Raw genomic sequence first — 24,972 nt, forward strand, 5'->3', positions numbered from 1 at the left:
CCCACCCGTTCCAGGGTGCCTGTGACGTCGGCCGTGTCGAAGTGCGCGTAGTCCCCTGTTGTAAATCCTGGGCGACTAGATGGGCCTCCAACGAAGCCACAACTTTCGGCCAGGCGACTGTATCGAGATGGCAATGAGGTGCGCCATCATCAATGACAGGGGCAGAACGAATACCACCAACGGAATTGCGTCTCGGTGGCATTCACCGCCCCAGGAGGTATTTCCGAGCCCCAGATAATTGCGCAAAGCAAAGCAGTCGCCCACTCCATACGTTGCGAGAAGAATAAGCAGCGGTACGTGCACGAGGTAGAGAGGATAGGATATCTCTCCCATCCAAGTGGCGATGCGTTCCCACCGTGCATTTCTTGCCAGACCCAAGCCAAACCAGATAATCATTGGGTGAGCGGCAAATGTCAGGAGCAGATAGTATTTTCTCTCGGTGAGGACGAATTCCGAATAAAGCGCCGTGAGAGCGGCCACCAAAATCCAGCCGGGCCAGGCAGCAAGCCTGATGCGGAAGCCTCGTCGCCAAAGACAACTGATAAGCACTCCGCCATAGAAAGATGCTAGCACCCGGGGAAAGCCCCCGACAATATCGCCCCAAACAGAGCCCGGCGGGTACCGAAAGTACCACAACGCAACGACGAACGCCGGCGCCGATAACACGACAATAGAAACGGTCAACCGAAGACGAGCCGCAGTGAATAGAAAGACCGCGTTGGCCACGACTTCAAAGAACAACGACCATGCCGGGCCGTTCAAGGGCAGAATGCCGAGAACAGTATCTGACGGCGCTGGAAGGATGAGCAGGCTGGTAACGGAGGAAACGGCAAAAGCGCTGACGCTCCAGTTCTCAAGATGACCAATCAATGGGAAAACCGAAACAGCGCCTAGTAATGTGCAAACCAGGTAGACGGGATACAATCGCGCAATACGGTGACTAATGAAATTTCGACGGCCGCCCGCCTGTGACAGGCTCTCGCCGTATCTTTCCGCCAAAACGAAGCCGCTCAACATGAAGAAAAGATCGACAGCAGCATAAGCGACGGGAAATACATTACTGCAATGATAGACGAGTACGAGTATTGCAGATGCCCCGCGCAACAAATCGAGCATCCAGAAACGATGCTTCTCCTCAGCGGATACGTCACTTGTCATGCAAATATCTCACGCTCTACTCCAAGCTGGCGAGCTACAATTATTAGATGCAGAGACCTTTGGCGAGGGGATAGCTCTGTATCGATGTTCACTATACACCGTCAGACCAGCTGAGGACGAGGGCTGTACTTAATTGGGGACGCCCCGCAGACGCAGCAGATATTCGGTACTGTTAAACGGATCGGCGCCGGAGCGCCAGCGCAAGCGCGGCTCGCCGGCGACCGGGGCGTAGTGATCGAAGGAGGTTTCCATGGTTCCCGCCCCACTCGTCAGGCCCGGCAATTGCCGCTGAACGCTTTGGATGACCTGAGACGCCATGGTGCCCTCGAGCCGGGCGACGCCATCGGCGATCACCGAATCCATCGTCGTCGCTGCCGATTTCGCAAGCAATGTAAGCACACCGCTCAAGCTCTCCATGGGCGTTTCGAGATGAAAGCGGTCGATCGGCTCGCAGAGGACGGTCTGCGCGGCCGATAGCGCCATTGCCAGCACCCATGGCGTCAACTGCCGGAAATCGGCGGCGGTGCTTGCGGGCGAGCTGTGCCGGGCTGCCGTCATCGCTACGTGGCAATCGATGACCTGCCAGCCGAAAATCCCCTGCTTCAGCGTTTCGAACACCGTCTCCTCGACCGCTCGATAGAAGGCTACAGGCATCTGGCCGACATCCACTTCGAGCGCAAAGCTGTTGCCCGCCCCGGGAGGGCGCGGCTCGATGCGCAGGCCGACGGTTGCCAGGAAGGGATTGGGCTCCTTGAAGAGGATCTGCAGGCCGGCCCCGGTCCCGACGGGCCTCTCGACCAGGATGACAGTGCTTTTCTCGAACCTTGCCTCAAGGTTGAAATCCGTCAGCAGGGTCGATTGGATAACCTCCTTCTGCACCTCGCCGTAGAGCGACACGAAGACTTCGTCCGCCTCCTCGTTCCGGCGCAGATTGATCAAGGGATCCTGTTCGGCCATCTGGTTCAGCGCCAGCCAGAGCGCCGCCTTGCCGGAAGGCCTTCGGGCAAGAACCCGGGTTTCGAGCGTAGGTGGCGCGAAGTGGGCCTGCCCGCTGGCGGGATCTCCGCCCACCGCATCCCCGATGCGGGCACCGGCAAGGCCGCTGATGCGCGCAATCTGCCCGGCGCGGAGGCTCTCGGCGCCATGAACCCGGCCGGCCTCGAACACATGGATCGCGGTCACCCGTTCCGGGCCTCTGGGCAGGTCCAGATATTGCCGGAGCCGCACCGTGCCTGAGGCCAGGTAGATGTAGGAGAGCTTTTCCCCGCCCCAGCCGCGTTCGATCTTGAAGATCTTGCCCGCGACCGGACCATCTGGATTGGGGCGCCGCTCGGGCAGGATCTTCGCAATGGCCGATGCCAGGGCGGGGATGCCGACGCCGGTCATCGCGGCTCCTGCGAAGACGGGATGCACGAGGCCGCTCGCCACCTGATCGGCCAGGCAGCGCCCGAGCCTTTCCTCCGTCAGCCAATCGGGAGCGAGTACATAGTCATCGAGCAGCGCCTCATCGTTTTCCCCGAGGGTCTCGCAGAGCGCCGAAAAGAGTGGCTCGTCTCCCAGAGCAAGCGTCTCCACCCGGACAAGCTTGGCTCCCGCATCGATGACCGAAGACATGGCGATGGGGCGGACCGCCAGCTGCGCGGCAAGGGCCTCGACAACCTCTTGATATCGCGCGCCGAGACGATCGACCTTGTTGACGAAGAAGATGAAGGGAACGCCAAGCCGCCGCAGCGCCCGCACCAGCACCCGCGACTGGGCCTGTACGCCTTCGACCGCCGAAACGACGACGACAGCGGCATCCAGCAATCCGAGCACCCGCTCGACCTCGGCGATGAAATCCGGGTGACCGGGTGTGTCGATGAGATTGACGATCCTGTCGCCGATCGTGAACGACACCACCGCGGCTCTGATCGTGATGCCGCGTTGCCGTTCGAGCTCGAGAGTGTCCGTCTGTGTATTGCCGGTATCGACGCTGCCAAGCTTGTCGATGACGCCGGCGTCAAAAAGCAGTCTTTCGGTAAGGCTAGTCTTGCCTGCATCCACATGGGCGAGGATGCCCAGATTCAAAGTGCGCATGAACCACCAACTTCTCAGAATTTCGAATGTGATTTTCGTGAGAAGTGAATCGGCGCATTGGAACCTCTACTCGCTGTAGCTACGGCTGGATGCGTAACCCCCGGTGGTATCCGGAAGACGCCGGGCAAACCCTAAGGGCGGATCCGAAGATATGTCAAGTTTGGCTATATCGCTGCTTCGAGGCTTAGCCTCTGGTGGACCGAGAAGAGCCTAGCTCTCCTCCCGCATCGTCTCCCGCTGGGTGATCAGCCGGGCGCTGTGCTGGCCGCTCAGATAGATCCACAGCCAGCTCCAGGCGACGGAGAAGCGCGAGCGGGTGCCGATCAGGAAGTAGATATGGGCAAGACCCCAGATCCACCAGGCGATCCAGCCCTTCAGCTTGATCGGACCGAAATCGATGATCGCCGCACTCTTGCCGATCGTCGCCAGGCTGCCCTGATGCCAGTAACGGAAAGGCGTCGGCGCGGGTTTGCCGGATATGCGGGCGCGAATGACCTTGGCGACGTAACCGCCCTGCTGCTTGGCGGCGGGCGCAATGCCCGGCACAGGCTTGCCGTCCTCGCGCATGACGGAGGCGGTATCGCCGACGACGAAGACGTCGGGCAGACCCGGCGCACTCAGATCCTTCTCGACCACGACGCGCCCTGCCCGGTCGGCGGCAACGCCGAGCCACCGCGCCGCCGGCGAGGCGGTGACGCCGGCTGCCCAGACGATCGTCCGGCTGGCAACGAAGGTCTCGCCGATCTTCACGCCGTCGGCGTTGCATTCGGTCACCGGCTTGCCGAGATGAATCTCGACCCCGAGTTTCTCCAGCGCCTTCTGAGCATAGGCCGAAAGCTCTTCGGCGAAGGTCGGCAGCACCCGCGGCCCAGCCTCGACCAGCACGACGCGGGTCTTGCGCGTATCGATGTTGCGGAACTCCTTGGGCAGCGTGAAATGCGCAAGCTCGGCAATGATGCCGGCCAGCTCGACACCGGTCGGCCCGGCCCCGACGATGGTGAAGGTCAAAAGCGCATCGCGCACGGCCAGATCGCTCTCCATCTCCGCCTTCTCGAAGGCAAGCAGCACCCGCCGGCGGATCGTCGTCGCATCCTCCAGCGTCTTCAGGCCGGGCGCCACCGGCTCCCATTCGTCATGGCCAAAATAGGCATGCGTCGCTCCGGTCGCCAATACCAGCGTATCGTAACCAAGGGTCATGCCGTTGCGCAAGAAAACAGTCTTCGCGCCACTGTCGACGCCCGTGACCTCGCCGAGCAGCACCGTCACGTCAGGCCGGTCGGCATAGAGGCGGCGGATCGGCCAGGCGATCTCGGAGGTGGAGAGAATGGTGGTCGCCACCTGATAGAGCAGCGGCTGGAAGAGATGGTGATTGCGCCGGTCGACCAGCGTGATCTTGACGCCGGCACCTTTCAACCCGTTGACGAGCTGCAGCCCGCCGAAACCGCCGCCGACAACGACGACATGATGATCGCTCATGACCTACCCCTTTGCGCCATTTCGCTCAAAGCCAATGTGGCCTTCGCCGCGAAGGTTGCAACTGTCGTTTCGGCATACCTCCCCTGCATCCCGGTCGGTGGAACTGACTCAATCGGCATACCCGACGGGGATCGCCGTGCCGCCCTTCAGAAGCTCCATCGAGATCGAGGCCGAGACGTCGAAGAGCTCGATCTTCCGCACGATCTGCTTGTAAATCACATCGTAGTGTTCGACGCGCGGCAGCACGATCTTCAGGATATAATCGTGATTACCGGTCAGACGGTGCGCCTCGACGATCTCGGGAATGTTACTGATGATCCTGCGGAAGCTTTCCGTCCATTCGTCGGAATGGTGCGCCGTCTTGACCAGAGCGAAAACTGTCGTCGGCACGCCCATCTTTTCCCGGTCGAGCACGACGATACGCCGGGCGATATGGCCGCTCTCCTCCAGCCGCTGGATGCGCCGCGAACAGGCCGACACCGAAAGAGCCACGCGCTCGGCAAGATCGGTCACCGATATGCCCGCATCCTTCTGCAACATGTCCAGAATGCGTCTGTCGCGATCATCAAGCATGTGTGGAACATAATCCTCTCGCCTCTTTTTTGCATGATTTCATAAAATGACGCAAAATCCCATCACCAATCTGACACGAGAGACAAACAACGCAAACACGCCGCGCCGGGATTGCGGCATCATTTTCGAAGTTCAGAAGCATGGAGAGCATGAAGAAATGGAAACGATCGGCCTTATCGGCGGCATGAGTTTCGAAAGTTCGGCGGTCTATTACCGTGTCGTCAACGAGATGGTGCGTGACCGCAAGGGTGGCCTCGCCTCGGCCGAGCTCATCCTCCATTCGGTGAACTTCGAGGAGATCGTCGCGCTTCAGAAGGCCGGTGACTGGGATATGGCCGCCCGTCGCCTCGCCGACGTGGCTCTGCGCCTGCAGATCGCCGGCGCCGGCTGCATCCTCATCTGCACCAACACCATGCATCTGATTGCCGACAAGGTCGCAGAGAAGATCTCTGTGCCACTGATCCACATCATCGACGAGACGGCGAAATCGCTGCATGCGGCCGGCCGGAAGCGCCCGTTGCTGCTCGCCACTCGCTACACGATGGAGCACGGCTTCTACAGCGACCGCATGAAGAGCCATGGTGTTGATATCATGGTGCCAGATGCTAGCGACCGCACGGCCGTGCACGACATCATCTTCAACGAACTCTGCGCCGGCAAGGTGCTCGACAGCTCGCGCGACAAGCTCATGGCGGTGATTGCACGCGCCATCGACAACGGCGCCGACAGCATCATCCTCGGCTGTACCGAAATTTGCCTGATCCTCGATCCCGACCATTTGCCGCTGCCAGGCTTCGACACCACGGCGATCCATGCGCGAGCGGCGGTCGATTTCGCGCTCGGTGCAGACGAGACCGCGGAAGAGGAAGCGGCCTGACATCACCGAATTAGTTGACTCAGTCCATTAAATGCAGGACAAGAACTCCATCTGGAGATTCTTGTCAGCTTGTTGACAAACCTCGCTCTTGACTCGGCGTCATCCTCGGCCTCGTGCCGAGGATCTGCTGCAGATGCTCGGGACAAGCCCGAGCATGACGAGAGAGTAGTTGGCCGACTTTATCAGCGGTCTGACAAGATCTCCATTTGGAGATCATCATGTCTAACCTATCGCTCATCGAAACCGCCCGCGATTTCAACCGCTTCTATACGAACTTCCTCGGCCTCCTGAACAAGGCCTATCTCGACACGCCCTTCACGCTGACCGATGCCCGCATCCTCTTCGAGATCGGCTCGCATGAGGGCATCAGCGCTGTAGCGCTTGCCCGCGACCTGCAGCTCGACGCGGCCTATCTCAGCCGCATCCTAAAGCGTTTTCGCGCCGAAGGGCTGATCGAAACCAGCCCCGATCCGGCAGATCTTCGCAGCCAGGTCATCATTGTCACCGATCAGGGACGAGAGACGTTCGAGGAACTCGGCCGACGCTCCAATGCGCAGATCGCCGCCCGTTTCGATCGCTTGGCGGCTGGCGAGCCGGAGGCCGCCGTCTCCGCCATGCACACGATCCGCGCGCTGCTCGATCCGGCGGCGAAGCCCGCGCCGGCCATCATCCGCGCCCACCGCGCCGGCGATATCGGCTGGATCGTTCAGAGCCAGGGCCGCTTCTACGCAGAAGAATATGGCTGGGATCTGCGCTTCGAGGCGCTGGTCGCCGAGGTCGCCGGAAAATTCCTCGCCAATTTCGATCCGGCCAAAGAATATTGCTGGATCGCCGAACGCGGCGGCATCAATGTCGGCTCGGTCCTCGTCACCAATGGCGGCGACGGCATCGCCAAGCTCCGCCTGCTCTATGTCGACAAATCAGCCCGCGGCCTCGGGCTCGGCAAATTGCTGGTCGACGGATGCATCCACTTCTCCAGGGATAAAGGCTACCGTGAACTCTCGCTCTGGACCAACGACATGCTGGAGACCGCCCGCGCCATCTACGTCAAGGCGGGCTTCCGGCTTGTTTCCGAGGAGGGACATCGCATGTTCGGTCCCGAGGCAAACGGCCAGAACTGGGTGCTTGATCTCTGAATTTGCTGCGTCGCAAAAAATTCGCTTGATTTGGAAACGAACATTTCCTAATTAGGCAACCATGAACACGGCGACCATTAAAGATCAAGAAAAGACCCGCGGCCGCGGCCGGCCCCGCGAATTCGACGCGGAGGCGGCCCTCGATGCCGCCCTTCGCGTTTTTTCCGAGCGTGGTTATCATGCCGCCTCGATCAGCGAACTGACCGAAGCCATGGGCCTTGCCGCCGGCAGCGTCTACAAGGCGTTCGGGGATAAGCGCGGCATCTTCCTCGCCGCCTTCGACCGCTATCGCGCGGTCCGCCGCGGCATGCTCGATGCCGAACTCGCCAAAGCCGAGACCGGCCGTGACAAACTCCATGCGCTAATCGCCTTCTTTGCGGCCTCCTCCCACGGCGAAACCGGCAGGCGCGGCTGCCTCGTCGTCGGCAGCACCGGCGATCTCGCCCTCTTTGATGGCGAGGCGGCCGAGCGTGTTGCCGCCGCCTTCATGGCTGACGAGGCCCTGCTGGCCGATCTGATCCGCCTCGGCCAGTCCGACGGCTCGATTTCTCCAGACCTCGATAGAGCAGCCACCGCGCTTGCACTTCTCTGCATCACCAAAGGCATGCGCGTCATCGGCAAGGTGGATCGCAGCGGCGAAGAAATGGCGGCCGTCGCCGAAGCCGCGATGAGGCTGGTGACCTGACATTAAGCCACTCTCCCGGAGCGGTAAGTCGCTGCACGGCCCGAAACGGGTGGCCGGAGGCAAGACGATTTGAGATCATTCCTTTCAATCTTTGAATACCGGAGTTTCTGATGAGCATTTCAGCCACCACGCCGGATGAGGCCATTCCCAGGGCGCTATCCCCTTGGCTAACCTTCCTTTTCGCCGCCGCCTGCGGGCTGGTGGCCGCCAATCTCTATTACGGCCAGCCGCTGGCCGGCCCGATCAGTGCCGATCTCGGCTTCACGCCTGCCGCCACCGGTCTGATCGTCACGCTGACGCAGATCGGCTACGGCCTCGGCCTGCTGCTGATCGTGCCGCTCGGCGACCTCACCGAAAACCGCCGTCTGGTGTTGATGCTGATCGCCGTCTCCGCAGTCGCGCTCATCGGCGCGGCGCTGTCATCGACGCCCACGGCCTTCCTCGTCGCCTCGCTCTCTATCGGTCTTTCATCGGTCGCAGTTCAGGTCCTGGTTCCCTTCGCTGCCAACATGGCGCCGGATGCAACGCGCGGCCAGGTCGTCGGCAACGTCATGAGCGGCCTGCTCTGCGGCATCATGCTCGCCCGCCCCTTCGCAAGCTTCGTCGCCGAGGCCTCGTCCTGGCACGTGGTCTACTACGTCACCGCAGCGCTCATGCTCGTGCTCGCCGTCGTCTTGCGCATCAACCTGCCGGTTCGCCTGCCGAAAACGAAGCTGCGCTATGGCGAGCTGCTCGCCTCGATGGGCCATCTGGCGCTCACCTCGCGCGTGCTGCAGCGCCGGGCGCTCTATCAGGCCGGCATGTTCGGCGCCTTCAGCCTGTTCTGGACGACGACGCCACTGCTGCTCGCAAGCCCAACCTTCGGCCTGACGCAGAACGGCATCGCCCTCTTCGCCCTCGCAGGTGCTGCCGGCGCCGTCGCTTCGCCAATCGCGGGCCGGCTTGCCGACCGCGGCATGACAAAGATCGCCTCGACGATTGCCATGCTGCTCGGCATGGCCGCCTTCCTGATCAGCCATTTTGCAACAGACGGCTCGCTTGCCGCCCTGCTGCTTTTGACGGCAGCGGCGATCCTTCTCGATTTCGGCGTGACCACCAATCTTGTCTGCGGCCAGCGCACCATCTATGCGCTGAACCCGGAACACCGCAGCCGGCTCAACGGGCTGTTCATGGCGACCTTCTTTGCCGGCGGCGCGCTCGGCTCGGCGCTCGGCGGCTGGGCCTATGCGACCGGAGGCTGGACGATGACAGCGTGGATTGGCTTCTGCTTCCCGGCGCTGGCCTTCCTGCTGTTTCTGACGGAAGGACGCGGCAAGTAAAGCGCCATCAGAATCCAGGATCGAACGTCTAAAACCTTGACAGAGCCAACTTATAGATGACCACATCCAGGAAGCAGCGTATGCATCCGTTTGAGAGCCGCAGAATTTTCGCCTTTTTGCATGGGATTCCGGCATGGAGATAGACGAAGAGAAAATCGACGATGCTGTGCTCGCATTGTTATGGCTGACGCTGCATGACGGAGACCACGCATGGAAGGGTTTTGACTGGGGCGTGATGGACCGTTTGCATCAGAAGGGTCTGATTGCAAATCCCGCAGGCAAGGCCAAGTCTGTCGTTCTGAGCGACGAAGGTTTGCGAAGATCGGAGGAATTGTTCCGCGCTCTCTTCATGCGGCCGACGGAATAATCGCTGTTTCCGTTTCCAAAAACGCGGAATTCGCCTTTATCAACGGTACTAGCCGCTGACGGAATCGAAATGTGAACGGGCGGCGCGAACGGCATCGTGGTTTGCTTCCGCCCAGTTCAGAAGCTGCGAGAGCGGCTGGTAGAGCGAACGTCCGAGTTCGGTCATCGAATATTCGACGCTCGGCGGCTTGGTCGGGAATACCTCGCGGTCGATATAACCATCCCTCTGCAGGTCGCGCAGCGTCTGCGTCAGCATGCGCTGCGAAATATCGGGGATCATCCGCCGCAGCTCGCCAAAGCGATAAGGCCGATCCGCCAGCACCTCGAGTAGCAGCGTCGACCATTTGCCGCCGATCTGCTGCATCATGTCCCTGACCGGGCAATTGCCGAAATCGAGGCCGGCGAGATCGATCTCGCGCCGCGCCCCCGGCACCCTGTTCTTCAGACTAACGACCGCACCGCTCATCTGCTGGTTCCCTTTTGGTAACGTAGAGCTGAAAAACTGCCTCCTTTACACTGCCTAGTCAATTCCTATTCTAGTGTTACTCTCTTTTCGAGACCACCTGCACACCACAGAAGGAAACGACGTATGAGCGAAATCATCCTGGTCACCGGCGCTGCGGGGCAGCTCGGCCAGCGTGTCATCCATCACCTCATCGAGACCTACAAGGTTGCCCCCGGCAACATCGTCGCGGCGACGCGCAGCCCGGAAAAGCTCTCCGAACTCGAAAAGAAGGGCGTCGTCACCCGCAAGGCCGATTTCGATGACGCGGCAGGCCTGGAGAAGGCTTTCGCCGGCGTCGACCGGCTGCTGATCATCAGCACCGATGCGCTGGACACTCCCGGCAAGCGCCTCGCCCAGCACAAGGGCGCCGTTGCAGCGGCCGTCAAGGCTGGCGTCAAGCACATCGCCTACACCTCGATGCCGGCGCCGGACGATTCGCTTGTCACCTTCGCGCCCGATCATCTCGGCAGCGAAAACGCCATCAAGGCAAGCGGTATCGCCTATACGATCATCCGCGATGCCTGGTATCACGACAACTATCTGCACGGCATGCCTCACAATCTGCAGGGCGGCAAATGGTACAGCGCCACGGGCGACGGCAAGATCTCCACCATCTCGCGTGACGACTGCGCCCTGGCGATCGCCGCAGCCCTTGCCTCCGGCACATCCGAGAGCGCCACCTATACGGTGACCGGCACCCAGTCGCTGGACAGCCGGCAGATTGCCGCCATCGTTTCCGACGTCGCCGGCAAGCCGCTCGAAGTGATCGACGTCACCGACGAACAGCTCGGCCAGGGCATGCGCGGCGCCGGACTTCCCGGTTTCGTCGCCGATATGCTGGTTTCTGCCGACGCCAACACCCGCGCCGGCAAGTTCGACATCGTCACCGAAGACTTCACCAAGCTGACCGGCAAACAGCCGCAGCCGCTGAAGGATTTCTTCGTGGAGCACAAGGCGGCGCTGACGACTTCAGGCAATGCTGCGCATTGAAGCCTTTCGCTGTGTCCCTGCGCTAGTCGCAGGGATGAGCGAACTTCGATTCTGGATTCCTCATCAGGTCAGATGAGTCGCTCACGGCGCAGCCGCGCCGTGGCTGGATTCCTGTGACAGGCACAGGAATGAGGGAGGGTGAATTAAACGCCTTCGCCAAAATTTCCCGTCGACATTGAGACAACGGTTGATGGGAAGCGCTACCTCTCCCATCCTCATTCCTGTGCCTGTCATAGGAATCCAGCGCGCCCAAGTCCTTGGGCGCGGGAGACTCTTCCTTCAAGACGCACTGTCTGACTCAGGGCCCAAAACGTAATAACCCGCTTCCAGTCAAAGCGTTGAAGAAAACGACCTTCCTCAAACCACCTGCCCGCAAGCCCGGCAGAAGCGCCGCACCGTTTCCGCCATGCCGTATTCCAGCGCATCGGCGGTCAGCCCATGGCCGATCGAAACCTCGGCAAGAGCGGGAATGCGCTTCACCAGCGCCGGCAGGTTTTCCACTGTCAGATCATGGCCGGCATTGACGGCGAGGCCGATTGCGACGGCTGCATCCGCGGTCCGTCCAAGCGCTTCAAGGATCGGGCCTGCCCGCTCCGGCGCATCGAAGCAACCGCCATAGGGGCCGGTATAGAGTTCGATCCGATCGGCGCCGACCGCCTTGGCGATCTCAACCGCCTGTGCGTCCCCGTCACCATCGGCAAACAGCGACACCCGGCATCCCATCGTCTTCAGCCGCGCGACGGCATCGGTCAGGAACGCCTGGTGCCTGCGGAAATCCCAGCCGTGATCGGAGGTCGCCTGGGCGGGATCGTCAGGCACCAGCGTCACCTGCTCGGGTGCCGCGCCGGCGCAGAGTTCGAAGAATTCCTCTGTGGGATAGCCCTCGATATTGAACTCGGCCTTGGGGAATTCGTCGTCGATCAGGTTGCGGATCACAGGCAGGTCGGAAAAGCGGATGTGCCGCTGGTCGGGGCGCGGATGCACCGTCAGCCCGCTCGCACCGGATTTCAGCGCGATACGCCCGAGCGCTTCGACGCTCGGCCAGGGCAGGTCGCGCCGGTTGCGCAGCATGGCGACGGCGTTGAGGTTCACGGAGAGCTTGGCGGGCATGGCGAGATCCATCGGTCACGGAAATGGGAGGCCTGCTTTTAAGCCAAGTGCTCCGCGATGGCCAACGAGATTCACAAATGGATGCGATGCCAATCGCTGATGGGCACCGAAATTACGCTGGGCATTTGCCGCACGCCTACCGCAGATAGTAAATCCCGTCACCTTTGAAGAGGACCGCGAGATCCCGCAGTGCAGCACATGTTTTTGTGCAACACACCCAAGAACCCGGCAAAATATGCCGGTAAAGTTGCTATCCCATTTAAAAGAGATTATTTTTAGCACTTATAAAAAAGATCGTTCACGCATAACGTGGACATCGTATCGCGTAGAGTACGCCGCGTACTGCTTCTTTCCCACTGAGAAGAACGCCTAGAGGAAACCCCACTCGCCGCGCATGGGAAGCAACTGGCAAAACCGCATGAGGTGCAACAACATGCCCCAGGAGGGTTCATGCCAGACGGTTCCAAACGCCTGTTTGCCACCGCCGGTATCGCTTCGGAGGCCCGATCGAAATATCGGTTCCTGCCTTCGGCCGCGCTACCGCCGGATCTACCGGACGGTCCGGTGCCCATTGCCGACATGGCAAACGCATTCGGCGTCACACACAGGACACTGCATTTCTATGAAGAGAAAGGGTTGATTTCAGCCAACCGCATCGGTCTGATGCGGGTCTACGGACAGGACGACGTGATGCGCATGGCCGTGATCACGGTCTGCCGCGATACAGGCATGCCAATCGCCGTCATCCAGGAACTGATGGACGAACTCCGCAACGCTGATTCGCAGGAAGCGGCCGAGACGATCTTCCGCGAGGCCCTGCAGGTGCGCAAGCGCGAACTGACGGCCGAGATGTCGACGCTGCACCGCCAGCTCCAGCAGGTCGGCGACCTCCTGGATTACGACGGCAGCATCGAGGAGCCGCCGCTGAACGACAATCAGGACAGCGCAAGCCTGACCCCGCAGGAGCGGCGTTGCCTGGAACTGATGGCGGAGGGTTATTCCACCCAGCGCATCGCCCGGGCGCTCGACCTGAAACATGACGAAACCCGTGACCTGGAGGCCGGAATCATCCTGAAATTCCGCGCCAACAACCGCTTCCAGGCCATCGCCAAGGCAGTTCTGCTCGGCATCGTGCAGGCCTGAATCACGCCCCCGACGGCCGCCACCGTCTCCTCTTTCTTCTGCCCGATCAGCAGATACGATCTGGTCACGGGTGCGACCGGGATCACGAGTGTGATCGAGATCCCGGATGTGATCGGGTCAGCGGACGATCGTCAGCGTCTCCGCCGCGCGCGTGATCGCAGTGTAAAGCCAGCGTTCCCGGGTATCGCGAAACGCCCAGCTCTCGTCGAAGAGCACGACATCATTCCATTGCGAACCCTGCGCCTTGTGAACGGTAAGCGCATAGCCGTAGTCGAACTCGTCATAGCGCTTGCGGGTGTTCCAGGGGATCTCACCTTCGACATCCTCGAACGCCTGTTTCAGCAGCTTGATCTTGGCAGCTCCCCGGTCCATGTCATCGTCTTCGGGGCGGACGAGCAGATTGATGCCGGGCTTCGTCGTTTCCTTGGATGAGGTCATCACCTGCCAGAGCGAACCGTTGAGCAGGCCCTTGGCCGGATCGTTCCGCAGGCAGACGAGCTTGTCGCCGGTCTGGGGATAATCGGCATTGAAGCCTTTCAGCTCGCGCAGGCGCTGATTGTAGCGCCGACGCGTCCTATTGGTGCCGACGAGCACCTGATCGGCGTCGAGGACCAGTTGCTGCGTCACCTCGTTCTTCGAGATCACCTTGGCCGTGCCGTAGTCGCCGTACATCACCTCATTGCCTTCGCGCACCTGCATGGCGAGCTTGATGATCGGATTGTCGCGCGCCTGGCGGTGGATATCGGTGAGCAGGTAGTCCGGCTCCTGATTGGTGAAGTAGCCGCCGCCTGTCACCGGCGGCAGCTGGCCTGGATCACCGAGCACCAGGATCGGCGTGCCGAAGCTCATCAGATCCTTGCCGAGTGCTTCGTCGACCATCGAGCATTCGTCGACGATGATCAGCGCCGCTTTCGCGACCGGGCTTTGCCGGTTGATCGAAAACATCGGCGCAATCGACGTCTTGCCTGTTTCCTCGTCTTCCACCGCCTCCTCGCCGCGCGGCCGATAGATCAGTGAATGGATTGTCCGGGCGTTGGAGGCGCCGCGCGAGCGCAGCACCTGCGCCGCCTTGCCGGTGAAGGCAGCAAAAAGCACGTCACCGTCGACGTTCTCGGCGAAGTGCTTGGCAAGCGTCGTCTTCCCTGTCCCGGCATAGCCGAACAGGCGAAAGAGTGGCGAGCGCCCTTCCTTCAGCCATTTCGAAACAGCCTTCAGGGCTTCGTCTTGTTGCGGCGCAAATTGCATGATCGCAGGACTTGGCAGGATTCGCGGGATTTAGGCAAGGCGGAAAACGGCAAATCGCCCGGCCAGTCGATCATCAGTTCCACTGCGGGTCCGCGCCGCTCGCGCACATCGACTGGTCCTGCCCAATAGCGTCGATGAGAAAATCCAGAACCGTCTTGACGCGCAGCGGCATGTTGCGCCGCGAGGGATAGACGACGGTAACCGGCAGCCGGCTCGGCTGGAAATCCTTCATCACGAGGACTAGCCGGCCGGCGGCGATATCGGGCATGGCGATGATGTGCGAAAGCACCGCAAGACCCGCTCCAGCAAGGGCTGCCCGGTGAATGGCGACGGCATTGCAGGCGGTCAGCCGCGGCGAGATCCGGACCGATATGTCTTCCGAACCGTTCGAGAACGACCACGAACAGGCATCGCCGGCTCTGCTGTAGCACAGGCATTCATGGTCTTTGATCTCCTTCGGCGTCCTCGGAGGCGCCTTGCGGGCGAGATAGGCGGGCGAGGCGACGAGGAAAGCCGTCGTCTAGCCGATCCGCCGGCAAACGAGACTGCTGTCTGCGACGGAACCCAGACGCACCTCAAGGTCCATTCGCTCCTCGATCATGTCGGAGCTTTGCTCCCTGAATATCAGCTCCACCGAGAGTTTTGGATGGACGGCGAGAAGAGCGCCCAGCCGATCGCTGAGATAGAGGCCGAGCGGTGCTGGAACGCTCAACCTGACCTTTCCGGAGGCCATGGCACCATCCGATCCGGCGGCATCGCCGAGCTCCTCCACCGCTTCGAGAATTCTCATCGCCATCGGCAGCATCCGTTCGCCCTCCGCCGTCAGCGACAGGCCGCTCGTCGTGCGATGCAGCAGGCGGGTGGCGAAATGGCCCTCGAGGGCTGCGACCTGCCGCGAGACCGCCGGCTGCGTCACGTCGAGATCATGCGCCGCCGCCGAGAACGAACGCGTCTCCACGACGCGCTGAAAAGTCCGCAATGCCGAAACGATATCCATCCCCTGTCCCTCATACTTTTGCGCATAGGCTTTATGCGGCCAGACTAAGCGAGAATGGCTTTACAGTCCAGCAATTAAGGATATCTTTTATCCATAAGGATACTAAATATCCTTAATTAAAGGAGAGACAGATGACCCAGCGACTGAACTACGCCCAGCAGTCCCCCGAGCTTTTCAAGAAATTCATGGAATTCAGCATGGCGCTGAAGAGCAGCGTGATCGACGAGAAGCTGCAGGCCCTCGTCGAGGTCCGCGCTTCGCAGATCAATGGATGCGGCTTTTGCCTGGATATGCACGTGAAGCAGGCCAAGATCCTCGGCGAAACCGAACTCCGGCTTTATCACGTCGCCATCTGGCGGGAATCGACCCTGTTCATCCCCCGCGAGCGCGCAGCGCTTGCCTGGACGGAGGCTCTGACGAAGTTGCCGGAAGGCGGCATTCCCGATGAGATTTACGAACGGGTTCGCGGCCAGCTTTCCGAGAAGGAAATCTCGGACCTGACTTTCGTCGTCATGGCGATCAATGCCTGGAACCGCGTCAATGTCGGCTTCAAGACCGTACCCGGCGCGGCCGACAAGGCTTAAAGGCCGGCCTGAACTAAACCGCGCAATTCATTGAGAAGATTCACCTTTGACGCTGCCGCACCGCGGCAGCGAACGGAGATCTGTTATGAAAATCGTTGTCATCGGCGGAACCGGCCTCATCGGTTCGAAGACTGTCGAACGCCTGCGCAAGTACGGCCACGAAGTGATCGCCGCCTCGCCGAACTCCGGCGTCAACACGATCACCGGAGAAGGATTGGCGGAGGCGCTCTCGGGCGCCGAAGTCGTGCTCGACCTCGCCAATTCTCCGTCCTTCGAAGACAAGGCCGTGCTCGAATTCTTCGAGACCTCGGGCCGCAATCTTCTCGCTGCCGAAAAAGTGGCCGGCGTGAAGCATCATATCGCCCTTTCCGTGGTCGGCACCGGGCGTCTGCAGGAAAGCGGCTATTTCCGCGGCAAGCTCGCCCAGGAAAAGCTGATCAAGCAATCCGGCGTTCCCTACACCATCGTTCACTCGACGCAATTCATGGAATTCCTCGGCGGCATCGCCCAATCGGGGACGGTCGGCCAGACGGTCCGCCTGTCGCCGGCCTATGTGCAGCCGATCGTTTCCGACGACGTCGCCGATGTCATGGCGGATGTGGCTCTCGCACCGCCCACTAATGCGACGATCGAGATATCAGGTCCGGAACGGGCGCGCCTCAGCGAACTCGTCGCCCGGTATTTGAAGGCCATGAAAGATCCGCGCACCGTCGAGGCCGATGCGGAGGCGAAATATTTCGGCGCGAGACTCAACGACCAGTCGCTCGTTTCGGACAACAACCCGCGGCTCGGCTCGATCACCTTCGAGCAGTGGTTCGCCAAGTCCGCCCAGCCGAAGTGATCCGACTTGCCCTTAGGACGCGGCCGCTGGGGCGCGTCCTGCCCAAACCCTGCAACCATGGAGATTCCGATGATCAGAACATCATTCCTCGCCGCTGCGCTCGCCCTTCTGGCAGCCACGGGCGCCAGCGCCGATGAGAGCAGCAAAGCTGCCAAGGTGACGCTCGTCTATGAACACGAACTTCCGAACGTACCGGGCAAGAGCATCAAGGGCGTGCTGGTCGAGTACGGCCCAGGCGGCTTCTCCGACGGCCACACCCATCCCGATACGGCCTTCATCTACGCCACCGTGCTCGAAGGAGCGATCCGCAGCCAGGTCAATGACGGTCCCGTCAAGGTCTATCATGCCGGAGAGAGCTTCTCCGAAATGCCGGGCGACCGCCATGGTGTCAGCGCCAACGGCAGCGAGACGAAGCCCGCCCGCCTGCTCGCCGTCTTCGTCGTCGATACCAAGCAGAAAGAGCTGACCTATCCGCTCAAGAAGTGATGATCCGCTTACAGCGCCGCGCGTCTTTTCAGACGCGCAAAGGACGCTGTAACACTTTGAATCGATGCGCTAGCCGCCTGCGCAGGCCTGATGCTTGCGCGGGCGGTCGAGATGCTGAATCATGGGCGGCTCGCCCGATTCCGGAGACAGAGAGATGATTGACGACGTGCTCTTCGGTAAACCGCTGATATCCCTCATTACAGTTGGATTCGCCGGGATCATCGTCTGGTATCTTCTCTCCCGCCAACGGCCGACGACGCGACTGGTGGTGCAGATCCTCTTCTTTGCGGTAATGACGTTGATCCTCGTCATCAGCGGCATCGAACCCCACCGGTTTCAAGGATATGAGTCCGAGGACCCGAAGGCCCTGCTCGTCATCGTCGCGAAATCGCTCTGGTGGATCCATCTGGCATGGGCCGTCATCGGTTTCATCAGGCTGTATCTGGTACTGGAGGGCAGTCCGCGAGAAGCCCGACTGCTCCAGGATCTCGTCATCGGGGTCGTCTATATCGGCATGGCCCTATCGGTTATGGCCTTCGTCTTCGGTGTGCCGATCGGCACCCTCGTCGCGACCTCGGGCGTGGTCGCCATCATTCTCGGTTTGGCGCTCCAGAATACGCTGGCCGACGTCTTCTCCGGCATCGCGCTGACACTCGGCCGCCCATACATCATCGGCGACTGGATCCTTCTCAGCGACGGCACGGAGGGGCGCGTCGTCGAAAGCAACTGGCGCGCGACACACATTCTGACCAGCGCAAACAATGTCGTCGTTCTGCCGAACAGTTTTCTGGCAAAGCTCGGCCTGACGAATGTAAGCCGGCCTGACGAGACCCATCTCCTGGTCCTCACCATCCGCATCGCCCCGACGCGGATGCCGGCATCGGTCCGGAACGTCATGGCAACGGCGCTTGCGAGCTGCAATTCGATCGTGCGCGAGCCGCCGCCGGTCGTGGCACTGAAGGGGCTGGATGCCACGGCGCTGGAGCTCGAGTTGCAGTTCCGGGTGACGAGCCCGAGCCAACGGGTGACGGCACGAAACGAGGTACTCGATCTCGTCTATCGTCACTGCAAATCAGCCGGCCTGCTTTTGGCTGTTCCGGCGGCGGCCTCAATCCTGGCGGGCGATCTGCCGACCGAAGAAAGCGCACGGCCGCCCCGTGTGACGCCGCTCGAACTGATCGAGGCCATTCCAATCTTTGCGACGCTGACATCAGATGAAAAGCAGAAACTCGCCGAGACCACGGCTGTGCGGGAATTCCGCAAGGGCGATGTCATCGTGCGGGAGGGCGAGATGCTCCCGTCGCTGATGATGGTGCGGGCAGGTATCGTCGCGGCGCGGCACGGAGATGAGGAACGCGGACGGCTCGCGCCGGGCGATTTTTTTGGAGAGACCGGACTACTCGCCGGCCTGCGGGAAGTCTGCACCCTGGAGGCTCTGACCCCCGTGACCGCGTATGACATCGATCAAGAGGCCTTCGCGCCGCTGCTAAGCGAACGCCCCGCGCTGGCGGAAGAAATCGCCGACCACCTCGCCAGCCGCGCCGAGCGTTTCCGCAACGGCACCTCTTTGCCCCCGGAACATGCCCGCAGTGCACATGCCATCCTGAAGACCATCAGGACCATCTTCAAGGCGTAGAGATCGGCACCCCCCGCTCAGCCGGCGCGCTTGAGCACCCATTCGAACGTGCTCCGCCAAATGTCGGACGGCACTTCCTCGGACAAGGTGCCGACCAGATCGGAAAGCCGGACGCGCCTTAGCGTATCCCGCCAGGCCTCGTCGGCCTCCCACATGATGCGCGCGACCGCGCATGGCTTGCTGTCGCAATATCCTTCCGGTCGGCAGGGATTGTTCGCCCGGATGTTCGTACAGGTAAAGCTGCGGGCCTTCCCCTCGACCGCCTCCACGATCTCGAGAAAATTGATGTCCGAGGGGGGCTTGGCAAGCCTGTAACCGCCACTTGGGCCGAGCGTGGTCTCGACAAGCGATGCTTGCGAAAGGCTCTGCAGTGCTTTGGAGAGATATTCCTTCGGCAGACCATGAAGCTCCGCGAGCGCCTTGGTGGAAAGATACCTGCCCTCTGGCAGGCCCGCGAGAATGGCGCAGCAGTGAAGCGCCCACTCGACCTGGCTTTTCAGGATCATTCAGCAACTCGTGTGATGGCTGGCTCTGCCGATGGAATTAAGGATATATCATATCCGAAAACGAACTCGATGTAAACGAGCTGCAAAGGTAGCGTGTTGTTGCCTGAACGGCGATGCGGGCTCCGATCTCCCCTCAGCTCGCGTTCTCGTCCTCCCCGCGCGCCTGCTCATTTTCAATTCCGGCGATCAGCTTGCGCAGCAGCGCAGCGAGCGCCTCGCGCTCGTTTCCGTCAAGAGCCTGCAGAAACGAAGCTTCGCTCGCCATGTCGGTGCGGAAGGCCTTTTCGGCGAGTGCAGCACCCGCCTCGCTCAATGCCACCAGCACGCTGCGCCCATCGCGCGGTGATTTCTCCCGGCGGATCAGTCCCGCCTTCTCCAGCCGGTCAAGCCTGTGGGTCAGGCCTCCCGAGGAGATCATCAGCGCCGAATACATCTCCGTCGGGGTCAGCCGGTAAGGCGCTCCGGAACGGCGAAGCGTTGCGATCACGTCGAACTCGCCGCGGTCGAGGCCAAAATCGGCAAATGTCGCCTCGATGCTGGGGCGCACCAGGTTCGACAGCCGAAAGGCCCGCCCCAGGATCGCCATCGGCTCGGTGTCGAGGTCGGGCAGTTCCACCGCCCATTGCCGGCGCAGCCGGTCGACATGGTCATCCCCGGAGCGGTCACCGTCCCTGGGGCGGTCGCGGTCCCCCCGGCGGTCGCGGTCCCCTTCAGTCCCATTCATCATTCTCTGCCTCATATGCCACCACAGCCGAGACATACACCTTCCATTCGAGTCAAGGAAGATATCTTGACAGGAAGATACTTTTAAGAATATATCTTCTCACGAAGATACTTTGCATTCGCAAACGGCACGAGCGGGAGGCACGTGATGTTCAGGATAGTTCGCCACCAGGAGCCACAACCCTATCAGAGCCGGACGGTCCGCTTCGAGGGCCGCGACTACGGCGGCGAGATCTCGCTCTTCATTGTTGACAAAGAACCGGGTCAGGGGCCGGGCCTGCATGTCCACCCCTATTCAGAGACCTGGGCGGTCAGGAAGGGCGAGGCCGAATTCACCGTGGGTGAGACCACGACCCGCGCCTTTCCAGGCGATATCGTCGTCGTGGCCGCCAACGTTCCGCATCGTTTCGAGAATGTCGGCATGGGACGGCTCGAAATCGTCTGCATTCATGCCAGTGACACGATCGTGCAAGAGTTCTTGTGAGGCGAGACTGTCCCCTGGAAAACAACCGAAGAGGAGGAAACTGCAATGCCCAAGATGATCTTTGTGAACCTGCCGGTGAAAGACATTGCTGCTGCGACCCGCTTCTACGAAGCGATCGGATGCACGAAGAACGAACAGTTCAGCGACCATCAGGCGTCGAACATGGTGTGGTCCGACGCCATCATCTTCCACTTGCTGACGCGCGATTTTTTCGCGACCTTCACGCCGAAGCCGGTTGCCGAAGCGCAGAAGACCAGCGAGGTCCTATTAGCCCTGGCACAGGACAGCCGCGAAACGGTGGACGCCATCGTCGAAGCGGCAGCAACCGCCGGCGGCAAGGCCGATCCGCGCGCCCCAACCGACATGGGCGGGCTCTACAACCGCGCCTTCGAGGATCCCGATGGCCATATGTTCGAGGCGGTCTGGGTCGACATGGCGGCAGTGTCCACCACCGGAGAATAGCGGCAACACCGGCCACATTGATCTGCGGCATGGCATCAGGTGCGGCGGGCTTCCATCCGCCTCACTCGTCTTAAAAACTTTTCCCACCCATGGAATAAAACCGCCTCGGCTCGTGTCTCATGTCAGGTATCGCAAGACTGCGTGCCCAATCTGAGGAGAGACACCATGAAATCCGTGAAATTCCTGTCCGTCGTGGCGGCTGCCGCCTTTGCCGCGACCGCTGCTTTTGCCGCCCCTCCTGTCAAAACGGTCGAATCCGAAAAGGGCAAGGTCCTTGCCGGCGAAAACGGCATGACGCTCTACACCTTCAAGAAGGACGTGAAGGGCGTTTCCAATTGCAACGGCGATTGCGCCAAGAACTGGCCTCCGCTGATGGCTGCTGGTGATGCCAAGGCCGATGGTGCATATTCGATCGTCGATCGCAAGGATGGCATGAAGCAATGGGCCAAGGACGGCATGCCGCTCTATTTCTGGGTCAAGGACAAGAAGATGGGCGACATCACCGGCGATGGCGTCGGCGGCAACTGGGATCTCGCCAAGCCTTGATCGCCAAGACCCCGATCACAAGCGAGTTGCCGGCGTGAAAACACCCGCACCCGAAACTTTCGAGGGCCAGATCCTGGCCCTCCTGCCCTCGCTCAGACGCTATTCGCGCAGCCTGACGCGCTCGGATGCCGATGGCGAGGATCTGCTCCAGGATTGCGTCGAGAAGGTTCTCACGCGCCGCAGCCAGTGGCGTGGCCTCAACCTGCGCGGCTGGGTCCTGACCATCATGACCAATCTCTATCGCAACGGCCGGCGCGGCAAGGCGCGCGACAGCCTCGTCGAACTCGACGCCGCAGTTGACCTGGCCGCGCCTGAAGTGCCGGCCGATCCGCAGGAGCGCGCGCGGCTGGACGATGCGCTGAACAGCCTTTCGGAGGAATACCGCGCCGTGCTGATGCTTGTCGTTATTGAGGGATACACCTACAGCGAGGTCGCAGCCGCGCTCGATATCCCCATCGGCACCGTCATGTCCCGCCTGTCACGCGCCCGCCAGCGTGTCGCCGAGCGGCTGAAAGCCGACAATATCATTACGCTTCGGAGACCGAAATGAACGACACCAACCCGAGCGTAACCGAAGCCGACCTTCACGCCTATGCCGACGGCCAACTGCCGGAAACGGCACGCGCCCGCATCGATGCCTTCCTGGCAGACAATCCCGACGAGGCGGCGATGGTCGCCGAATGGCAGGCGCAGAATACAGGCATCCGATCGCTGTTTGCAGGCTATGAAAAAACAAAGGAAACCGATGCTCTCCTGGTTTCGCCGCCGCGCGGCATCTCTTCCGGGCGGAAACGTGCGGCGATCGCCGCAGCCGCCCTCCTCGTCTTCGCGCTCGGCGCCATCAGCGGCCATTATGGTCCGGCCCTTCTGGAAAAACCGGAGCTGCAGCTTGCCGGCTCCGAAACCCTGCCCAAACAGGCTGAGGCCGCCTTCATGGTCTATGCCGCCGAGGTTCGCCACCCCGTCGAAGTCTTCGCCAACGAGGAGGCCCATCTGGCCACCTGGCTCGGCAAACGCCTGGCGATAGAGAATCTCAAGATCCCGAACCTGCAGTCGCTCGGCTTCAAGCTGGTCGGCGGCCGCTTGCTGCCGGTCGATGGCAGGCCGGGCGCCATGTTCATGTATGAAAACCAGGCCGGCGAGCGACTGACCGTCCTGGTCGGCCGCAACACGGAAAATCGCACGACGAGTTTCCGCTTCGCCTCATCCGACAATCTCGAGACCTTCTACTGGATCGACGGCGAACTCGGCTACGCCGTCACCGGCGAAATCTCCCGCGAGACACTGCGGGAGGTAGCCGAGGAGTGCTACAAGCAATTCCCGTCATGAGGATCCGCGCGAGGGATCGTTGCCGAGCTCGATCGGCCGTCCGTGCGGTGTCGCTACCGCCGCCCGCTGCCAACTCTGTTGCAGTGCCAGGATCGTTTCCACATCGGCGATGCCGTTGTCGACGATGAGGTCGGAGAGTGCCGCCACCCAGCAGTCAAAATAGTCGCTGCCATCTTCAGCCCGGCCAGGCTTGTGCAATTGCGCGGAAAGCGTTTCAGCCCATTCGCTCCAGCTGAACAGGCCCTTTGCATGCAGGTGCACGGTCATGGCAAAGGCTTCGGCGGCCCATGGCTCGGGAAAGACCGGCTCGCCCTCCGATGACCTCGGCAGGCTGGGCGATTGAGTCAGCGGCGACATTTCATGCAGGCTCAAGATAGCTCTCCCAGGCATCGATCGACACGGTCAGCGTCCGATCGGCATCCTCGCCCCAGATCTCCGCGCCATCGAAAACGACCGTATAGAGCCATTGCGGGCTCTCGCCCTTGCCATGCGCGTTGTCGTCGGGAAAGACGAACGAACCCTGCACCGCCTCGACCACACCGGTCCTGGCCCTGGCATAACGCGGCAGGCGCGTATGCGTCGCCGGATTGAAATTCTTCGTCCTCACCGTCTCACCGACCACGAAGAGCGGCGCTGCCTCGACGGGACGATCGCAAGGCCCACCCTTGGCCAGCACGGCGGGCACCATGTCCGCCTTCAGCACCCGCTTCGGCACCGCGCCGTCTTGCAGCTTCCGCCCAGAAAGCAGCTCCTCATGCGTCGCAAAGCCGTGCCGTTCGAGCAGCTTGTCGATGCCGCGGATCCAGATCTCGTAGTAGCTGGCGGCGAGGTAATCGGCCGGCGGAATATTCTCGCGCGCATGCCGGCTTTCATCGATCGTCCATGCGCCGAAAGCGCCGCAGGAAAGGGTAATTCCGAGCGCCCGCTTTTCCCATTCGGCATGGAAATAGGGCTCGTCCTTTTCCGGCGCGACAGGACCGAAGCCCATCTGCCCGCCGAGATCGTGCGGTCCGTTCATGTGGCGCTCTCCGGCTTGCGGGCAACGGCCGTGCCGATCATCGCATCGCGGCTGACGAGGTCGGCGAGCGTCTGCTCGTCCATTCCCTCTGTCCCTTCGGGCCGCTCGGGAATGACGAGATAACGCAGCTCCGCCGTCGAATCCCAGACGCGGACCTTCTTGTCCTCCGGCAGCGTCAGCCCGAATTCGGCCAGCACGCCGCGTGGATCGATGACGGCGCGTGAGCGATAGGCCGGCGCCTTGTACCAGACCGGCGGCAGGCCGAGCACCGACCACGGATAACAGGAGCAGAGCGTGCAGACGACGAGGTTATGGGTCTCGGCCGTGTTGAAGACGGCGCGCATGTGCTCGCCCTGCCGGCCGGTGTAACCGAGGCTTGATATCGCCGCCGTCGCATCGCGCTTCAGCCAGTCGGCGAAATCGGCATCGCTCCAGGCTCTGGCGACGACATGGGCGCCGTTTCTCGGTCCCACCTTCGTCTCGTAGGTCTCGACGATGGCATCGATTGCCGCCGGATCGATCAGCCCCTTCTCCGTCAGCAGCGTTTCCAGCGCTTTCACGCGCGCCTGCATGTCGGAATAATGATTGTCGTGATCATGCCCGTGGGCGTGCTCATCTCCGTGAGCATGGTCGTCGTCATGGTCGTGCAAGGCGAAGCCCTCCCGAAACTGCCCGCTCTTTCTAACATATGCTGCAGGCCC

General features: G+C 61.4%; 28 protein-coding genes and 1 pseudogene. 16 read left to right on the forward strand and 13 right to left on the reverse strand.

Annotated features, from left to right (window positions below; translation table 11 throughout):
• Positions 1-75 precede the first annotated feature (75 nt).
• The 4 genes from CUJ84_RS14330 to CUJ84_RS14345 form a co-directional block, all read right to left on the reverse strand.
• On the reverse strand, positions 76-1,158 hold the full coding sequence (locus tag CUJ84_RS14330) for an acyltransferase family protein (protein WP_075224068.1): 1,083 nt from the start codon (positions 1,156-1,158) through the stop codon (positions 76-78).
• 129 nt (positions 1,159-1,287) lie between these two features.
• On the reverse strand, positions 1,288-3,234 hold the full coding sequence (locus tag CUJ84_RS14335) for an elongation factor G (protein ID WP_075224069.1): 1,947 nt from the start codon (positions 3,232-3,234) through the stop codon (positions 1,288-1,290).
• 210 nt (positions 3,235-3,444) lie between these two features.
• Positions 3,445-4,710, reverse strand: a complete 1,266-nt coding sequence (locus tag CUJ84_RS14340) for an NAD(P)/FAD-dependent oxidoreductase (RefSeq protein ID WP_075224070.1) — start codon at positions 4,708-4,710, stop codon at positions 3,445-3,447.
• A gap of 108 nt (positions 4,711-4,818) precedes the next feature.
• Positions 4,819-5,283: an Lrp/AsnC family transcriptional regulator gene (locus tag CUJ84_RS14345; protein WP_075224071.1), complete on the reverse strand. Its 465-nt coding sequence runs from the start codon at positions 5,281-5,283 to the stop codon at positions 4,819-4,821.
• A gap of 157 nt (positions 5,284-5,440) precedes the next feature.
• Here CUJ84_RS14345 and CUJ84_RS14350 point away from each other — a divergent pair, with 157 nt between their 5' ends.
• The 5 genes from CUJ84_RS14350 (at position 5,441) to CUJ84_RS14370 (ending at position 9,667) form a co-directional block, all read left to right on the forward strand.
• Positions 5,441-6,160: an aspartate/glutamate racemase family protein gene (locus CUJ84_RS14350; RefSeq protein ID WP_075224148.1), complete on the forward strand. Its 720-nt coding sequence runs from the start codon at positions 5,441-5,443 to the stop codon at positions 6,158-6,160.
• A 218-nt stretch (positions 6,161-6,378) separates the two neighbouring features.
• Positions 6,379-7,296, forward strand: a complete 918-nt coding sequence (locus tag CUJ84_RS14355; protein WP_075224072.1) for a bifunctional helix-turn-helix transcriptional regulator/GNAT family N-acetyltransferase — start codon at positions 6,379-6,381, stop codon at positions 7,294-7,296.
• A 61-nt stretch (positions 7,297-7,357) separates the two neighbouring features.
• Positions 7,358-7,981: a TetR/AcrR family transcriptional regulator gene (locus tag CUJ84_RS14360; protein ID WP_075224073.1), complete on the forward strand. Its 624-nt coding sequence runs from the start codon at positions 7,358-7,360 to the stop codon at positions 7,979-7,981.
• A gap of 110 nt (positions 7,982-8,091) precedes the next feature.
• Entirely contained in the window at positions 8,092-9,300 is a 1,209-nt protein-coding gene (locus CUJ84_RS14365; RefSeq protein WP_075224074.1) for an MFS transporter, read from the forward strand.
• A gap of 133 nt (positions 9,301-9,433) precedes the next feature.
• Positions 9,434-9,667, forward strand: a complete 234-nt coding sequence (locus CUJ84_RS14370; RefSeq protein ID WP_075224075.1) for a DUF6429 family protein — start codon at positions 9,434-9,436, stop codon at positions 9,665-9,667.
• A gap of 48 nt (positions 9,668-9,715) precedes the next feature.
• On the opposite strand, the gene CUJ84_RS14375 is transcribed toward CUJ84_RS14370, so the two are convergent.
• The gene (locus tag CUJ84_RS14375) at positions 9,716-10,132 is read right to left on the reverse strand and encodes a winged helix-turn-helix transcriptional regulator (protein WP_018074220.1); all 417 of its coding nucleotides are present in this window, start codon (positions 10,130-10,132) and stop codon (positions 9,716-9,718) included.
• 123 nt (positions 10,133-10,255) lie between these two features.
• On the opposite strand from CUJ84_RS14375, the gene CUJ84_RS14380 reads away from it, so the two are divergent.
• Entirely contained in the window at positions 10,256-11,161 is a 906-nt protein-coding gene (locus CUJ84_RS14380; protein WP_075224076.1) for an SDR family oxidoreductase, read from the forward strand.
• 357 nt (positions 11,162-11,518) lie between these two features.
• Here the strand turns inward: CUJ84_RS14380 and CUJ84_RS14385 are convergent, their stop codons facing one another.
• The gene (locus CUJ84_RS14385) at positions 11,519-12,271 is read right to left on the reverse strand and encodes a pyridoxine 5'-phosphate synthase (protein ID WP_075224149.1); all 753 of its coding nucleotides are present in this window, start codon (positions 12,269-12,271) and stop codon (positions 11,519-11,521) included.
• Between the two features lie 450 nt (positions 12,272-12,721).
• On the opposite strand from CUJ84_RS14385, the gene CUJ84_RS14390 reads away from it, so the two are divergent.
• Complete coding sequence (locus CUJ84_RS14390) at positions 12,722-13,414, forward strand: MerR family transcriptional regulator (RefSeq protein ID WP_018074217.1); 693 nt, start codon at positions 12,722-12,724, stop codon at positions 13,412-13,414.
• A 117-nt stretch (positions 13,415-13,531) separates the two neighbouring features.
• On the opposite strand, the gene CUJ84_RS14395 is transcribed toward CUJ84_RS14390, so the two are convergent.
• Entirely contained in the window at positions 13,532-14,659 is a 1,128-nt protein-coding gene (locus CUJ84_RS14395; RefSeq protein WP_018074216.1) for an ATP-dependent DNA helicase, read from the reverse strand.
• 73 nt (positions 14,660-14,732) lie between these two features.
• Positions 14,733-15,656, reverse strand: a pseudogene (locus CUJ84_RS14400) (LysR family transcriptional regulator).
• A gap of 131 nt (positions 15,657-15,787) precedes the next feature.
• On the opposite strand from CUJ84_RS14400, the gene CUJ84_RS14405 reads away from it, so the two are divergent.
• From CUJ84_RS14405 to CUJ84_RS14420, 4 genes are all read left to right on the forward strand, one after another.
• Complete coding sequence (locus tag CUJ84_RS14405; RefSeq protein WP_105006718.1) at positions 15,788-16,240, forward strand: carboxymuconolactone decarboxylase family protein; 453 nt, start codon at positions 15,788-15,790, stop codon at positions 16,238-16,240.
• 85 nt (positions 16,241-16,325) lie between these two features.
• On the forward strand, positions 16,326-17,081 hold the full coding sequence (locus tag CUJ84_RS14410) for an SDR family oxidoreductase (protein ID WP_075224079.1): 756 nt from the start codon (positions 16,326-16,328) through the stop codon (positions 17,079-17,081).
• Between the two features lie 69 nt (positions 17,082-17,150).
• The gene (locus CUJ84_RS14415; RefSeq protein ID WP_018074212.1) at positions 17,151-17,567 is read left to right on the forward strand and encodes a cupin domain-containing protein; all 417 of its coding nucleotides are present in this window, start codon (positions 17,151-17,153) and stop codon (positions 17,565-17,567) included.
• Positions 17,568-17,721: 154 nt separating this feature from the next.
• A complete protein-coding gene (locus tag CUJ84_RS14420) occupies positions 17,722-19,203 on the forward strand; it encodes a cyclic nucleotide-binding domain-containing protein (protein WP_105006719.1) in 1,482 nt (493 codons plus the stop codon).
• 17 nt (positions 19,204-19,220) lie between these two features.
• Here CUJ84_RS14420 and CUJ84_RS14425 read toward each other — a convergent pair whose 3' ends face one another.
• On the reverse strand, positions 19,221-19,709 hold the full coding sequence (locus CUJ84_RS14425) for an RrF2 family transcriptional regulator (protein WP_075224081.1): 489 nt from the start codon (positions 19,707-19,709) through the stop codon (positions 19,221-19,223).
• A 133-nt stretch (positions 19,710-19,842) separates the two neighbouring features.
• The gene (locus CUJ84_RS14430) at positions 19,843-20,436 is read right to left on the reverse strand and encodes a MarR family winged helix-turn-helix transcriptional regulator (protein WP_075224082.1); all 594 of its coding nucleotides are present in this window, start codon (positions 20,434-20,436) and stop codon (positions 19,843-19,845) included.
• Positions 20,437-20,580: 144 nt separating this feature from the next.
• Here CUJ84_RS14430 and CUJ84_RS14435 point away from each other — a divergent pair, with 144 nt between their 5' ends.
• The 5 genes from CUJ84_RS14435 (at position 20,581) to CUJ84_RS14455 (ending at position 23,253) form a co-directional block, all read left to right on the forward strand.
• A complete protein-coding gene (locus CUJ84_RS14435) occupies positions 20,581-20,916 on the forward strand; it encodes a cupin domain-containing protein (protein ID WP_105006720.1) in 336 nt (111 codons plus the stop codon).
• Between the two features lie 45 nt (positions 20,917-20,961).
• Positions 20,962-21,378 carry a VOC family protein gene (locus CUJ84_RS14440; protein ID WP_075224084.1) on the forward strand — a complete coding sequence of 139 codons (417 nt, stop codon included), beginning with the start codon at positions 20,962-20,964 and terminating at the stop codon, positions 21,376-21,378.
• Positions 21,379-21,543: 165 nt separating this feature from the next.
• Complete coding sequence (locus CUJ84_RS14445) at positions 21,544-21,924, forward strand: COG4315 family predicted lipoprotein (RefSeq protein ID WP_075224085.1); 381 nt, start codon at positions 21,544-21,546, stop codon at positions 21,922-21,924.
• Between the two features lie 34 nt (positions 21,925-21,958).
• Positions 21,959-22,474: an RNA polymerase sigma factor gene (locus tag CUJ84_RS14450; protein ID WP_020397660.1), complete on the forward strand. Its 516-nt coding sequence runs from the start codon at positions 21,959-21,961 to the stop codon at positions 22,472-22,474.
• On the forward strand, positions 22,471-23,253 hold the full coding sequence (locus tag CUJ84_RS14455) for an anti-sigma factor family protein (protein ID WP_075224086.1): 783 nt from the start codon (positions 22,471-22,473) through the stop codon (positions 23,251-23,253). The genes CUJ84_RS14450 and CUJ84_RS14455 overlap by 4 nt, the downstream gene beginning before the upstream one ends.
• Here CUJ84_RS14455 and CUJ84_RS14460 read toward each other — a convergent pair.
• From CUJ84_RS14460 to nthA, 3 genes are read right to left on the reverse strand one after another with little or no spacing between them, the layout of a single operon-like run.
• On the reverse strand, positions 23,248-23,625 hold the full coding sequence (locus CUJ84_RS14460) for a nitrile hydratase accessory protein (RefSeq protein ID WP_075224087.1): 378 nt from the start codon (positions 23,623-23,625) through the stop codon (positions 23,248-23,250). The two genes, CUJ84_RS14455 and CUJ84_RS14460, sit on opposite strands and share 6 nt — an antisense overlap.
• On the reverse strand, positions 23,612-24,271 hold the full coding sequence (gene nthB / locus CUJ84_RS14465; RefSeq protein ID WP_003541276.1) for a nitrile hydratase subunit beta: 660 nt from the start codon (positions 24,269-24,271) through the stop codon (positions 23,612-23,614). The genes CUJ84_RS14460 and nthB overlap by 14 nt, the downstream gene beginning before the upstream one ends.
• Positions 24,268-24,921, reverse strand: a complete 654-nt coding sequence (nthA, locus tag CUJ84_RS14470; protein ID WP_105006721.1) for a nitrile hydratase subunit alpha — start codon at positions 24,919-24,921, stop codon at positions 24,268-24,270. Before nthA ends, nthB begins: the two co-directional genes overlap by 4 nt.
• Positions 24,922-24,972 lie beyond the last annotated feature (51 nt).

The sequence above is a fragment of the Rhizobium leguminosarum genome, assembly GCF_002953715.1.
Lineage (GTDB): Bacteria > Pseudomonadota > Alphaproteobacteria > Rhizobiales > Rhizobiaceae > Rhizobium > Rhizobium leguminosarum_V.

Excerpts from the sequence above, each read along its gene's own strand:
- CUJ84_RS14355 (WP_075224072.1), top strand. The coding sequence starts at position 6,379 with ATGTCTAACCTATCGCTCATCGAAACCGCCCGCGATTTCAACCGCTTC.
- CUJ84_RS14420 (WP_105006719.1), top strand. The coding sequence starts at position 17,722 with ATGATTGACGACGTGCTCTTCGGTAAACCGCTGATATCCCTCATTACA.
- CUJ84_RS14395 (WP_018074216.1), bottom strand. The coding sequence starts at position 14,659 with ATGCAATTTGCGCCGCAACAAGACGAAGCCCTGAAGGCTGTTTCGAAA.
- CUJ84_RS14410 (WP_075224079.1), top strand. The coding sequence starts at position 16,326 with ATGAAAATCGTTGTCATCGGCGGAACCGGCCTCATCGGTTCGAAGACT.
- CUJ84_RS14440 (WP_075224084.1), top strand. The coding sequence starts at position 20,962 with ATGCCCAAGATGATCTTTGTGAACCTGCCGGTGAAAGACATTGCTGCT.
- CUJ84_RS14430 (WP_075224082.1), bottom strand. The coding sequence starts at position 20,436 with ATGATGAATGGGACTGAAGGGGACCGCGACCGCCGGGGGGACCGCGAC.
- CUJ84_RS14415 (WP_018074212.1), top strand. The coding sequence starts at position 17,151 with ATGATCAGAACATCATTCCTCGCCGCTGCGCTCGCCCTTCTGGCAGCC.
- CUJ84_RS14375 (WP_018074220.1), bottom strand. The coding sequence starts at position 10,132 with ATGAGCGGTGCGGTCGTTAGTCTGAAGAACAGGGTGCCGGGGGCGCGG.
- CUJ84_RS14425 (WP_075224081.1), bottom strand. The coding sequence starts at position 19,709 with ATGATCCTGAAAAGCCAGGTCGAGTGGGCGCTTCACTGCTGCGCCATT.
- CUJ84_RS14370 (WP_075224075.1), top strand. The coding sequence starts at position 9,434 with ATGGAGATAGACGAAGAGAAAATCGACGATGCTGTGCTCGCATTGTTA.
- CUJ84_RS14405 (WP_105006718.1), top strand. The coding sequence starts at position 15,788 with ATGACCCAGCGACTGAACTACGCCCAGCAGTCCCCCGAGCTTTTCAAG.
- CUJ84_RS14385 (WP_075224149.1), bottom strand. The coding sequence starts at position 12,271 with ATGCCCGCCAAGCTCTCCGTGAACCTCAACGCCGTCGCCATGCTGCGC.
- CUJ84_RS14380 (WP_075224076.1), top strand. The coding sequence starts at position 10,256 with ATGAGCGAAATCATCCTGGTCACCGGCGCTGCGGGGCAGCTCGGCCAG.
- CUJ84_RS14340 (WP_075224070.1), bottom strand. The coding sequence starts at position 4,710 with ATGAGCGATCATCATGTCGTCGTTGTCGGCGGCGGTTTCGGCGGGCTG.
- CUJ84_RS14435 (WP_105006720.1), top strand. The coding sequence starts at position 20,581 with ATGTTCAGGATAGTTCGCCACCAGGAGCCACAACCCTATCAGAGCCGG.
- CUJ84_RS14350 (WP_075224148.1), top strand. The coding sequence starts at position 5,441 with ATGGAAACGATCGGCCTTATCGGCGGCATGAGTTTCGAAAGTTCGGCG.
- CUJ84_RS14445 (WP_075224085.1), top strand. The coding sequence starts at position 21,544 with ATGAAATCCGTGAAATTCCTGTCCGTCGTGGCGGCTGCCGCCTTTGCC.
- CUJ84_RS14455 (WP_075224086.1), top strand. The coding sequence starts at position 22,471 with ATGAACGACACCAACCCGAGCGTAACCGAAGCCGACCTTCACGCCTAT.
- nthB (WP_003541276.1), bottom strand. The coding sequence starts at position 24,271 with ATGAACGGACCGCACGATCTCGGCGGGCAGATGGGCTTCGGTCCTGTC.
- CUJ84_RS14345 (WP_075224071.1), bottom strand. The coding sequence starts at position 5,283 with ATGCTTGATGATCGCGACAGACGCATTCTGGACATGTTGCAGAAGGAT.
- CUJ84_RS14365 (WP_075224074.1), top strand. The coding sequence starts at position 8,092 with ATGAGCATTTCAGCCACCACGCCGGATGAGGCCATTCCCAGGGCGCTA.
- CUJ84_RS14390 (WP_018074217.1), top strand. The coding sequence starts at position 12,722 with ATGCCAGACGGTTCCAAACGCCTGTTTGCCACCGCCGGTATCGCTTCG.
- CUJ84_RS14335 (WP_075224069.1), bottom strand. The coding sequence starts at position 3,234 with ATGCGCACTTTGAATCTGGGCATCCTCGCCCATGTGGATGCAGGCAAG.
- CUJ84_RS14330 (WP_075224068.1), bottom strand. The coding sequence starts at position 1,158 with ATGACAAGTGACGTATCCGCTGAGGAGAAGCATCGTTTCTGGATGCTC.
- CUJ84_RS14360 (WP_075224073.1), top strand. The coding sequence starts at position 7,358 with ATGAACACGGCGACCATTAAAGATCAAGAAAAGACCCGCGGCCGCGGC.